The sequence below is a fragment of the uncultured Ellagibacter sp. genome (genome assembly GCF_934643285.1).
GTDB lineage: Bacteria > Actinomycetota > Coriobacteriia > Coriobacteriales > Eggerthellaceae > Ellagibacter.
Window position 1 is genome coordinate 32,276 of the sequence record NZ_CAKUBT010000014.1, and the last position, 11,528, is coordinate 43,803.

Genomic DNA, 11,528 nt, shown 5'->3' on the forward strand with positions numbered 1-11,528 from the left:
GTCTATGCCTCCTGCAGGTAGTCGTAAACGTTCGTGCCGGTTTCGGCCGTGTAGTACTGCGTGTCGAACGCCTCGGGGTACTTCTCCTTGAGCGCGTTGATGTCGCACTTGCGCACGCCGACCAGATAACCGCCGGTCACTTCGCCTGCGGCGTTCTTCGAAGAGGTGTTGCTCGGGGCGATCAGGTTGTTCGCGCCGCCGCGGTCGATGCCGCCCACACCGCTCACGATGGGGTCGGTTTCCGCGCCGTGGTCTTGCAGAACCGCGCCCGGGATGATGCGCTCGGACACGTACGCGCCGCCGAGCACGGTGCCGCGCTCGTTGAAGACCTCCACGATGTCGCCGCTCTTGATGCCGAGCTTCTCAGCGTCCACCGGGTTGATCCACACGGGCTCGTAGGCGTAGCCGTCCTCGCCGACAACCTTGCAGGTCTCGATTTCGCGAGTCCACGGGCAGTCGTCGAAGTTGGCGTGGATGCGCCAACGCGGGTGGTTGGACACCAGAAGGAACGGGTAGTCCTTCGCGCGCTCGCAGCTGATGCGCTCGTGGTGCGACTCGGATTCCTCGATCCACTTCGCCACGGGCTGACGCTCGGGGTCGTCGGGGAAGAAGTTCGCAAGGCCGGTGGAGTAGAACTCGATCTTGCCGGTGGGCGTTTCCATCGGGTTGTTGTCGGGGTCCTCGTAGAACTCGATCATGCCGGCGGGCTCTTTGTCCCAGCCCTCGCGGGTGGGGAGCATCTGGTAGCCCTGCTTCTTGATCAGCTCGAGGTCCTGCTCGTCTTCGGGGATGCCGGAACCGCGGTAGCCGATTTCCTGCCATTCCTCGACGGTCATGTCGCCGGTCAGGTGGCTCGCGCAGTCCTCGTAGATGCCGCCGAACTTCTCCAGCTTCTTGGCAACCTCGACGACGGCCTCGTAGTCGGAAAGCGACTCGTACTGGTGGTCGCACGCATGCTCTTCCCAGATGACGGAGTTGAACTGGCCCGAATAGGTGTCAACGCCGAAGTCGTCCAGCTCGAGCGTGGTGGAAATCGGCAAGATCATATCGGCGAACAGCGTGTCGTTTTCCATCCACGGATGCTCGACCAAGAAGAACTCCAGGTTGGGGTTGGTAAGCGCGTCCTGGAACTCGTTGCCACCGTTCCAGCAGGTGGACCAGCAGGGAGAGTCGGACCAGATCATCTTGATGCCGTGGTCGCCGTCCTGCGGGAACTGGAAGTGCCTGAACTGGTCGGTGCGGTGGTGGCGGCTCGTGGTGTGGCCGTACCATTCCACCTTCTCTCCTTCCTTAACGGTGATGCACTGCGGCACCAACGTCTTCGGAATGAACGACGCGGGAAGCTCGCCCAAAACCGAGCCGTGGTAGCACGCGCGAACCTCGGGAAGGAAGTGTCCCGGGGGCAGCGGGTTGAACGAGTCCATGCCGATAAGGGCCCATTCGATGAATTTCACCTGGTTGCGGCCCGGTTTGCCCACTGCTTGCATAGCGAGCAGGTACACCTCCAGGCGCGCGGGCTCATGCGAATAGCACGAGCGGATGTAGCTGCCGCCGTTGCAGTGGCCGATAGACACGTTGTGCTTGGCCCAGTAGCGCGCGAGCGCCTTGATGCGGTAAGCCGGCACGTGGCACTTCTCCTCGGCCCATTCCGGCGTCTTGGGAACGCCGTCCTCGTTGCCGAGCACGTAGTACTCGAACCAGTCGAAGCCGTCGGTGTGCGTCTTCACGTACTCGGTGTCGTAGGTGCCCTCCGTCATCCACACGTACGCGATGGCGAGCTGCATGGCCGCGTCGGTGTTGGGCAGAATCGGGATCCACATGTCGGAGTGCACGGCGTTGGCGTAGTTCACGTCCGGCGCGATGTGGATCTGCTTCACGCCGATTTCGGTGAACCAGAAACACAAACGCGACGCCTGCTGGCCCGACCAGCCCCACGGCGTGGTCTCAGGGTCGCAGCCCCAGAACAGAAGCGCGTCGGAATTCTCGGAGATGTCCTTGAACAGGTTGTGCTGATGGGTGTTCTGGCCCAAAGGCTCGTTGCCCCAGGCGTGCTTGGCGCCCCAGTACCAGCCTTCCCAGCTGTCTGGCTGGCGGGCCTGCATGGTGAGGCCGCCCGTCATGTCCAGAAGGTTCGCCATGGTGCCGTGCGGGCCGTGGATCGAACCGGTCTCGCCGTGGCCGTCGCCCTGGCAGAAGATGGAGTTGCGGCCGTAGGTTTCGTCGATGCGCTTGATCTCCGACGCGATGATGTCGGTGGCCTCGTCCCAGCTGATACGCTCGAACTTGGACTTGCCGCGGTTTTGCGGGTTGCGCTCGCCGTTGGGATCCCAGTCCACGCGCTTGAGCGGGAAGGGGATGCGGTTGGGCGAATAGGTGCGGGTCTTGTAGATGAAGGTGAACGGGGAGTTCAGCGTCTTCATGCCCGGCTCGAAGGTGTGGCCCTTCGCGTTGATCGTCCAGTAGTTCAGGTCCTCTTTGGTGTAATGCTCGTCGTAGTGCACCGGACGCATACGAACAACTTTGCCGTCTTTCGAGTCAACGGCGGTCAGGTTGGCGCCGTTGCCGAAAGAACACAGCGACATGTTCTTGTAGATGGTTTTATCCGATGTCTTCATGCTCCTCCTACTTTCGTCGTTTCTTGCAGAAGCCGCATGCCGTGCGCGGACGCTCGCGGATGCGGCGAGTGATGAGCTCGAGCCCTGCGGCTCGGTGATCCCCCTGCGATGCAGTGTATGGAGCGCGCGGGCGGAAGAAAAACATCGGCTCGTTGACCCGCTTCCCGTTTTCGTGGGGGCAAGGCGGCCCATCGTTCGGGCGGGCTAGCTCAACGAGATGTTGAGGCGTGGGTTTCCCAAGGTCGGTGGGCGGTTTTCCTGCGCATTGAAAGGTTGCTCGCAAACTGTTTGAAGAAAATACACACGCCGAAAAGCACAGTAAGTTTTAGAATTGCTACAAGGGTACTGGGGGAAATCTATCGAGGGGGACGAGTATGAACATCGATTACCTGTACTATTTCATGGACGTTGCCAAGACGAAGTCGATCACGCGCGCCGCGAAGCTGAACTTCATTTCCCCGCAGGGGATGAGCCGCGCCATGAACGAGCTCGAAAAGGAGCTTGGGTGCCAGCTTCTGGTGCGTTTCTCCAACAAGCTGGAGCTCTCCGAAGCGGGCGAGAAGATAGAACCCTATATTTCCCGAACCATCGAAAGCTATTCGCGCCTGCTCGATTTCGCCACGAGCGAATCGCATCTGGAACAGAACGAGGGCCGGTCAATCATGCTCGAATGCCAAAACGTCGCCATGTTGGCGTTTCTGACGCGCGAGGCGAAAGATTACGTCATCGCATCGGATGCCATACATTTCAGGGAATGCCAGAACATGCAGATCCGCTACGACCTTCTGATGAGCGCCGAAGTGAGCGACCCCGTGCCCACGATCGGGCTGGTGTGCTTCTTTCGTCAAAACCACGGTTCCAGCCTCGACGGCATCAACGATTTGGAGAAGGCGGGATTTCAGTATCGGCCGTTTCTGCGCACCTACGACAAGGTGCTCGTGAACGTGAAATGCGACGTGGCGAAAAAGGAAAAGCTAACCGATGCCGATATCGTGGAAAAGCGCATCGCGTGCACCAACACCGAGCTTTCCACGTTGCTCGCGAACCGCTTCGGGCGCGACGCCATCGTGCTCTCGAGCGCCGATTGGTCGCTTCGCCGCCGTATGGTGGAAAGCGATTCGGCGGTGACGTTTCTGCCGGCCATCGCGACGCTCACCATGGAGGAAAGCGAGGATTTCGCGCTGCGCGACATGGACAGCCCCTACGGCGTGGAAATCGGTTTCGTGGGCGCGGAGTCGAGCCTGGAAGACGATGCGTTCAAGACACTCATGGACATTCTGCGCCGCTTCTATCTGAAGCACGAGAACACGGGGCTTTTCACCCTGTGCGACTAGGGTCTTCGGCCGCATGGCAATGCTTGAGAACGCATGACCTGCCCCTTTAGCATGCTCTGTCATGCGTAACCCCCTGCTCGGCGAAGCGCGGGACATTTTCTGCCGTGTGCCGTTCAATTGCTTGAAAAATGCAGTGTCGCGGGCCTTAAAGGGCGGGGATCGCACTCGCATCGCCCATGCGCGAGCGAGCGTGCGACCAAGCCTTCTGCGCCAATTCGCCCTTCCCGTCAAATACAAAGGCGCCCGACGCGTGAGGGGAAACGTCGGGCGCTGTGGAGGGATAAAAAGGGGGATTGTCGATAAGACTTAGGCCTGGGGTGCCTTGGGCGCGGCGGGCGCCTTGGGAGCACCAGGGGCTTTCGGGGCGCCGGGAGCGCCGGGAGCCTTAGGAGCGCCGGGAGCCGCGGGCGCGTGGCCCGGGGTGGAAACCGCGAACCCGCATTCTTCGCACTGCGTTGCGGAAATCGGGTTCTCATGCCCGCACATGGGGCAGGAAACGGTGTTGGCATTTGCCGTTGCTGGTCTGAAGCACATGTCGTTTTCCTCCTTTCGTTTCTTGCTGGCACCTAGATTACGCGACGGCGCGGCGGTTGCACAGCAGCCCCTCGTTGGGCCGCCATCAACAAATCTGGGGGGTTCGAAAACGTGCGAAACGGCCCCTGCTTTTGTTGGAGCGGCTCTGTCTTTCGTTGATGTGACCTCGGCATATCGCGCGCGCGAACAACGTATCATTAAGCCAGTGCAAGCTTTGAGACAAGGAGGCAGAAATGCTTGGACCACTGGGTGGAGACCGACTCTGGAACCCGAAGGAACTCGATAAGTGCAAGGCCGCTGCGCAGGAGCTCGTTAACGCGCAGGACAAGGGCGAGGCCGAGGGCGGCATCATCTACGGCTACATGTACACCATGAACAACAGCGACTACGGCTTCAAGGGCGACGACCTTGAATTTAAGAGTACCGAAGAGATCGCTGCGTTCGATGCGAACGGCCAGGTGAAGAACACCTACGTCGTGTACAAGCAGGCGTAAGCGCTTATCGTTAGAAGCCTTGGAATCGAAAGAGGGGGTCGGCATATGCGCCGGCCCCCTCTAATATGAGCAGGACATTGTCAAGAGGCAAAATCGGGCCTGACCCAGTTTCCTGATGAGGCCCCGTTCGCTTTCGGTATTTCCTGCGCCTTGCCGGCCGTCGTCACGCTGCGCTTTATCTGCGCGTTACACGTTCTTCAGCAGGATGGTGCTCATGCAGTCGGCGGCGTGCTCGGTCGCGTCCGCGCAGTTCTCCATGTGCTCGAAGATGCGCGACCACACCATCACGCGCATAGTGTTCTCGCAGTCAGTGGTGTGCAAATCGCGGATGACGTGCATCAACAGCTGGTCGGCCTCTTCCTCGTAGGTGTTCACCTCGATGATGAGCGACTTGAACTTCTTGGACTTCTTGAAGTTGCGGAAGTCCTCCATGGCTTTGTTGAGCGCCTTGCATTCCTTCTTCAGAAGCTGCGCGAACTCGAGCGCATCCTTGTGCATGAAGTGTACGTCGTACATGTAGAAGCGCTGGATGACCTCTTCAAGCTCGTCGATGATCGTGTCGAGCGCCTGGGCGAGGCCGATGATGTCCTCGCGGTCGATTGGCGTGATGAAATCGGTCGCCACGTTGCGGAAGATGTCGTGGTTGATGTCGTCGCCTTTGTGCTCGATGGCGTGTGCCTTCTCCATCGTTTCCTTGAGCGCATCGGCTGTGGTGAATTCCTCGATGGCCTTGATGAGCAGGTCTGCCTCATCGACCGCAAGCTCCGAGAGGTCCTCGAACGCGCTGAAATAGTCGTACTTATGGTGCCTCTTGCCCATTCATCGACTCCTTTTCGCTAAGCGAATTGACCAGAAGAACGCGAGCCTCGGGAAGGGGTCGCGCTGACGCTCAAACGCCCAGAGTTTAACGTGTTCTTTACTTAGTTCTCAACGCTATTAGCCCGAATTGCCGCAGACGATATCAGAAAGCCCCGCAGCGGCGCAATCGGCAGGCTCTTACGCCCACTGCGCAAAGGTGCGGCTCCGCTCGGCACCGACGGTGGTCTGCCTGCCGTGCCCGGGAAGGACGATCGTCTCGTCGGGCAGAAACGCTAGCTTGCGAAGCGATGCGCGCATCTCCTTCGTGCTTCCTCCCTCGAAATCGGTGCGCCCCACAGACCCTTCGAACAGCGTGTCGCCCGAAATGAGGACAGGTGCGCCGTCCTCGTGGTTGCCGAACTGCGGCACGAGGTACCAGCACATGCCACCTTTGGTATGACCAGGGGTTAGCATCACTTTCCACGCCATATTGCCGATTTCCACGACATCGCCGTCCTCGGCGCGGAAATCGATCGGGCAGGTCTTGAACTTCCAGTTGTCGCGGGAGAGGGACTTCTCCCCGCAGATTTCAGGGGCGTCAATCTTCGACGCGATCACCGTCGCGCCCGTCAGACGGCGCAAGTCGGCCGCTGCGCCCACATGATCGGAATGGCAGTGCGTCAGCACGATCGCGTCAAGCTCGCGCCCGCCGAGCGCGCGCACGATCGCCTCCGCGTCCGACGACGGGTCGACCACCATCGTCGCCTCGCCATCCGAAATGAAGTACACGTTGTTCTCGAGCATTCCCTGCACGAGAAAGCACACGTCAACGCACGTTTTTTTCACCACTCGAAGAGACATTGCCACAACCTTTCGATAAGAGCGGTCCGCCTGCTGGCCCCAGCGCGAAATGCACCCGCCGCACCCGCGGACGAACGACCGTTACTTCTTCTTCCCCCCTTGCCCGGGAAGCATGCGATGAGCGTCGAACACGCCCTCGAGCCCGAGCAGCTTGCGTTGCACCGCGTCGATGAGCGAAATATCCGACACCTGGAACAAAAAGCGCATCTCGACCATGCCGTCGCGGTGCGAGATGGTGTTGCAGGACAGCACGTTCGCACCCATGTCGGAGAGGACCACCGTAACGTCGCGCAACAGGTTCAAACGGTCGATTGCCTCGATGTAGATCTCCACCTTGTAGGACGTGCTCGACGGCGCGGATTTCTCCCACTCCACCTCGATGATGCGCTCGGGGTGCTTCATGAGCTCCTCGGCGTTCGGACAATCGGCGCGATGCACCGACACGCCGCGGCCGCGCGTCACGAAGCCCAAAATCTTGTCGCCCGGCACCGGATTGCAGCAGCGCGACAGACGTACGAGCACGTCATCGACGCCCTTCACGACGATGCCGTTCGAGCTGTGCGCTTCGCGGCGCTTCGGCGAGACCACGCTCGTGATCATGGGAGGCATGACACCGGGGCTCGTCTCGGATTGCCCGAGCGCGCCGGCCCGCGATTCCTCGTTCCCGTCGTCGACGAGCAGCTTTAGCAGGCGATTGCCCACATGCTGCGGGCTTTCCTTCCCCGTGCCGATGTTCACAAGCATGTCATCAGGGCTTTTGTAACCCATATGCTCGGAAATCGTCTTAATCGCACGCATCGAGTTGGCGCTCGAGATGCCGATGCCGTGCTTCTTCATCTCACGTGTCAGGCGATCTCGGCCTATCTGCAAATCGTCCGAGCGGCTCGCCTTGCTGAAGAACCCGCGAATCTTGTTGCGCGCCGAGGGCGTCTTCACGATGTTCAGCCAGTCGCGTGAAGGCGTGGCGCTCTTCTGCGTGAGGATTTCCACGCGGTCGCCCAGCTGCAGCTCGTAGGTCAGCGGCACGATGGCGCCGTTCACCTTCGCGCCCACACAATGGTTGCCCACCTCGGTGTGGATGGCGTAGGCGAAATCGACCGGCGTGGAGCCCGCCCGCAGGCTCATGACCTCGCCTTTCGGGGTGAACACGAACACCTCGGTCGGCGCTAGGTCGACCTTTAGGTCCTTCAGGAACTCGCGCGAGTCCTGCGTCTCGTCCTGCCAGTCGACCATCTGGCGCAGCCATGCCAGCTGCTGGTCGAGCGCGGCGTCGGCCTTCTCGCCCTTCTCCTTGTAACGCCAGTGCGCCGCCACGCCGTATTCGCTTTGACGATGCATCTCCTCGGTGCGAATCTGCACCTCAAGCGGCCTGCCAGCTGGGCCGATGACCGTAGTGTGCAGGCTTTGGTACATGTTGAACTTCGGCATGGCGATGTAGTCTTTGAATCGCCCGGGCATCGGGTGCCACAGCGTGTGCACCGCGCCTAACGCCGAATAGCAATCCTTCACCGACTTCACGATGATGCGCACGGCGATGAGGTCGTAGATCTCGGAGAAGCCTTTGCCCTTGTTCACCATCTTCTGATAGATGGAGTACAGATGCTTCGGGCGGCCCATGATCTGGCAGACGATGTTGACCTTCTTCATCTCGTCGTGCAGCGTGTCGATCACTTCGCCCAGGTACTGCTCGCGCTCGGCGCGCGACTCGGTGACCATGCGGCTGACCTGCTTGTACTTGTTGGGCTCGAGGTAGTAGAAGGAAAGGTCCTCAAGCTCCCACTTCACCGAGTTGATGCCCAGGCGGTGCGCGATGGGGGCGTAGATCTCGAGCGTTTCGCGCGCCTTGAAGATGCGGCGGTCCTCCTTGAGCGCCGAGAGCGTGCGCATGTTGTGCAGACGGTCTGCCAGCTTGATCACGATGACACGGATGTCTTTGCTCATGGCGACGAACATCTTGCGGATGGTGGCCGCCTGCTTGTCCGACAGGCTTTCCACCTCGATGCGCGTGATCTTGGTGACGCCGTCGACGAGCGCGGCCACGTTATCGTTGAATTCGGTTGCCACGTCCTGGTAGGTGACGTCGGTGTCCTCGATCGTGTCGTGAAGAAGCGCGGCGCACAGCGTCTCGCCGTCCATGCGCAAGTCCGCCAGGATGATGGCGACCTCAACCGGATGGATGATATAGGGCTCGCCCGATTTGCGCGTGACGCCCTTGTGTGCCGCATCGGCGAAGCGGAACGCGCGCTCGAGCATGTCGCGCTCGTCGTCAGTCAGGTAGCCGTTGGTCAGGCGCTGCAGCTCGACGAAGCGCTCTTCCGGGGTTTCCGTCGAGTGAAGCTCCCCCACCTCGGTGGGACGAGGCGCCACCGAAAACGATTTCTCGGGCGTGTACGCGCGCCCGAGCATGACATCATCAACCGTCTGCTTTTCGGAAGACGACTTGAGCGACTCGCCGAGCATTATCTCGTCATCGCCGCCGTTGCGGCCGTTGGTGCTCATGTCAGTCCTCCTTTCCCTTGAAACTAAATCGTAGTGATTTCATTCTACTCGATTCGTCAAAGAGAAAAGAGACGCTTACGCAAACACACGCATCAGGGCATCAGGAGCTTTGAGAGTGCGCCGTCGACGATGCAACCATTGCCTCCTCGAACGCAGCAACCTCGTCGTCGGTCGCAATGGTAGCGAAGCCGTTGCGCGAGGCGTTGTAGAGCTCTTCATATGCGCTGAGCATCTTTTCATCTATCTTCCCAGCCGCAAAGAGGTTTCGAACATCCTCTATCATCGCATCTTCCGATTGAAGATTTTGCTCAGATGCCGGAACCGCGTCGCTTACAGGCATAACGGCAAGCGATGAAGAATCAACGCTCCCGATCTCGCTATTGGAAAAGACCCCCGAAGCGCCCTTTTCCCAAATGCCCAACTTGTCGCCAAAAGAATAGTAGTGATTCCCTTCCGTATTCCCATCGAGCCCGTCGAGGACCCGGTAGAGAAAAAGCAGATAGTCGGCGCCTTCCTCTAATTCTGGAGCATTATCGTTCACGACGGCAACCCGGTCGCCTACGCCGCCCTTCATGCGAACGGATATGACGGAATCCCCGCGCGACGAGGCAGAATCATCGACCAAGACGTCGCCTTTGAAAACATCCTCGACCGCGAAATAATAGTCCGTATAGTACATCGCTGAATCGATGCCTCCGACAACAGGAATCACGAGGAAGGGGTCCGATTTCCCCAGATAACGGCCCGAAGCAACGAGATCCGAGTCATCACGCAACGATTCAAAGGTGCACTCTGCGCTTGAAGCGCTTACATGAAGAACGGCTTCCTTCGATTGCAGCACATCAGTCTGGGAATGGGAAACCTCGACAGAGGAAGCGCCTCGTGGTGGCTGAGACCCGCACCCCGACAACGCCGCAGCACACACAAGAGCGACAGACGAAAAGGCGGCCAGGACGGAAAGACGCAAACCCTGCTTCGTTCGAATGTTCATTTCTATGCGCCTCCTAATATCGTGCCGAAAGGCCATTTTAGTCATCGTACGAAAAAGATGCGCGCACCCAGTTCATAGGGAAAGTGCGAAACATAACGGCATCTTGAACGTAAGGCATCGTTATCAGCGATAGATTAACATGGATATTCTTTGTTAGGAATATTCTTTTCTCGGGATTTTTAACATCGAACTGGCCTTGGATTTGCAGTCAAACCATTCGCTAAATATGATTGGAATTAAGAAGGCTACGCCGACACGTACCGCTTCTACAGGATACTTGTCGGGGAGGCAGGCGAGCCCTAGGAGGGGGTAGGCCATGGGAAAGAGGGAGAGGGAGTACGACCCCGCAAGGACGCTGCGGTGCATGCGCAACTTTGTCGTGGCGGTGCTGCTCGCAGTGCTCGCGTGGCTCCTCCTGAGCAGGGCCTACGCCGCGACGCGAGCCGACAACGCCCTCGACGAGCTGTACTACAGCACGCTCGACTCGCGTTCTTGCGACGCCCTGTGGGAGCAAGGCCACCTCAGCCCGACCGTCCTGGCGTCGGCCCTGAGCGCGTACAGGAACGACAGGCCCCGTATCTGCATCGAGGGGGCGTACTCCCTGTATGGGTACCAGGGGAAGGACGCGCTCGCGCCGTTCTACAACAACTACGTCTACCTGTTCGGCTACCAGGACGGGCTCACCGTAAGCGACGGCAGGGTGGAGTCCTTGTCGTGGTACATCGAGGACGGGGGCGAGACGGGGCACTCGGAGAAGTACCCACAGAGGTGCGTCGTGCTCTGGATGGGCTTCTCCCAGGAGGGGCTCGGGGGATATCCCCCGGGAAGCAATCCTGCCTCCTTCGATAGATATAGCGCCATCTGGGTCTACGACGTCGATTCGAAGACCCTCTGGCTCGACAGCGTGTACGGTCCGTCGGGAGACGAGGAAAACGGGGACGGAGCCTTCGTAGGGGAGATCAGCCAAGGCGACTACGCCGAATGGGTCTTCGGGCTCAACGGGGCCGACCCCGTGCTGATGATAGACCTCAGCCGCCAGGCCATCCGCGACGTGGTCCTGCGCGGCTACCTGGAGGGCGCGGGGCTCTCCGACGACGAGTTGGAGTCCGAGCTCTCTAAGGTCGACCCGATAATCGACGCGGGGGTCGACGAGGCGAAGGGGATCTACCGGGACGCGGGGCTCGCAGGCTAGCGCGAGCCCGTAAGTTCCGCGCCTAGCAAAGGCGAAATCGCAGGCAAGAGCTACCGCTGCCTTCCTCGCACCAGTCCCAATGGCGCACCGCCATTCGCCATCGCACGCCACACACCACTACCGCAGATGCAGCGGCTTCATCTGCGGGGTGATGGGCCCGGACACACGCTGCTCGAGGCGCGCGCAGTCGCAGTCGATCACCCACTCGTA

The 11,528-nt window shown here is 59.9% G+C and carries 9 protein-coding genes; 3 read left to right on the forward strand and 6 right to left on the reverse strand.

Going from position 1 to position 11,528, the window contains the following annotated elements; translation table 11 throughout:
• Positions 1 to 2: 2 nt before the first annotated feature.
• Positions 3 to 2,615 (reverse strand): molybdopterin-dependent oxidoreductase, encoded by a 2,613-nt coding sequence (locus Q0I65_RS07260; RefSeq protein WP_296061760.1) that lies wholly within the window; start codon positions 2,613 to 2,615, stop codon positions 3 to 5.
• Positions 2,616 to 2,989: 374 nt separating this feature from the next.
• Here Q0I65_RS07260 and Q0I65_RS07265 point away from each other — a divergent pair, with 374 nt between their 5' ends.
• Positions 2,990 to 3,949 (forward strand): LysR family transcriptional regulator, encoded by a 960-nt coding sequence (locus Q0I65_RS07265; protein WP_296061762.1) that lies wholly within the window; start codon positions 2,990 to 2,992, stop codon positions 3,947 to 3,949.
• A gap of 306 nt (positions 3,950 to 4,255) precedes the next feature.
• On the opposite strand, the gene Q0I65_RS07270 is transcribed toward Q0I65_RS07265, so the two are convergent.
• Entirely contained in the window at positions 4,256 to 4,483 is a 228-nt protein-coding gene (locus Q0I65_RS07270) for a hypothetical protein (RefSeq protein WP_158049324.1), read from the reverse strand.
• 233 nt (positions 4,484 to 4,716) lie between these two features.
• On the opposite strand from Q0I65_RS07270, the gene Q0I65_RS07275 reads away from it, so the two are divergent.
• On the forward strand, positions 4,717 to 4,977 hold the full coding sequence (locus Q0I65_RS07275; protein WP_296061766.1) for a hypothetical protein: 261 nt from the start codon (positions 4,717 to 4,719) through the stop codon (positions 4,975 to 4,977).
• A 186-nt stretch (positions 4,978 to 5,163) separates the two neighbouring features.
• Here Q0I65_RS07275 and Q0I65_RS07280 read toward each other — a convergent pair whose 3' ends face one another.
• From Q0I65_RS07280 to Q0I65_RS07295, 4 genes are all read right to left on the reverse strand, one after another.
• Complete coding sequence (locus Q0I65_RS07280) at positions 5,164 to 5,796, reverse strand: DUF47 family protein (protein WP_296061769.1); 633 nt, start codon at positions 5,794 to 5,796, stop codon at positions 5,164 to 5,166.
• A gap of 177 nt (positions 5,797 to 5,973) precedes the next feature.
• Entirely contained in the window at positions 5,974 to 6,636 is a 663-nt protein-coding gene (locus Q0I65_RS07285) for an MBL fold metallo-hydrolase (protein ID WP_296061771.1), read from the reverse strand.
• Between the two features lie 81 nt (positions 6,637 to 6,717).
• The gene (locus Q0I65_RS07290; RefSeq protein ID WP_296061773.1) at positions 6,718 to 9,135 is read right to left on the reverse strand and encodes a bifunctional (p)ppGpp synthetase/guanosine-3',5'-bis(diphosphate) 3'-pyrophosphohydrolase; all 2,418 of its coding nucleotides are present in this window, start codon (positions 9,133 to 9,135) and stop codon (positions 6,718 to 6,720) included.
• Between the two features lie 100 nt (positions 9,136 to 9,235).
• Positions 9,236 to 9,976 (reverse strand): hypothetical protein, encoded by a 741-nt coding sequence (locus Q0I65_RS07295; RefSeq protein ID WP_296061775.1) that lies wholly within the window; start codon positions 9,974 to 9,976, stop codon positions 9,236 to 9,238.
• 466 nt (positions 9,977 to 10,442) lie between these two features.
• Between Q0I65_RS07295 and Q0I65_RS07300 the strand changes: the two genes are divergently transcribed.
• Complete coding sequence (locus Q0I65_RS07300) at positions 10,443 to 11,318, forward strand: hypothetical protein (protein WP_296061778.1); 876 nt, start codon at positions 10,443 to 10,445, stop codon at positions 11,316 to 11,318.
• Positions 11,319 to 11,528 lie beyond the last annotated feature (210 nt).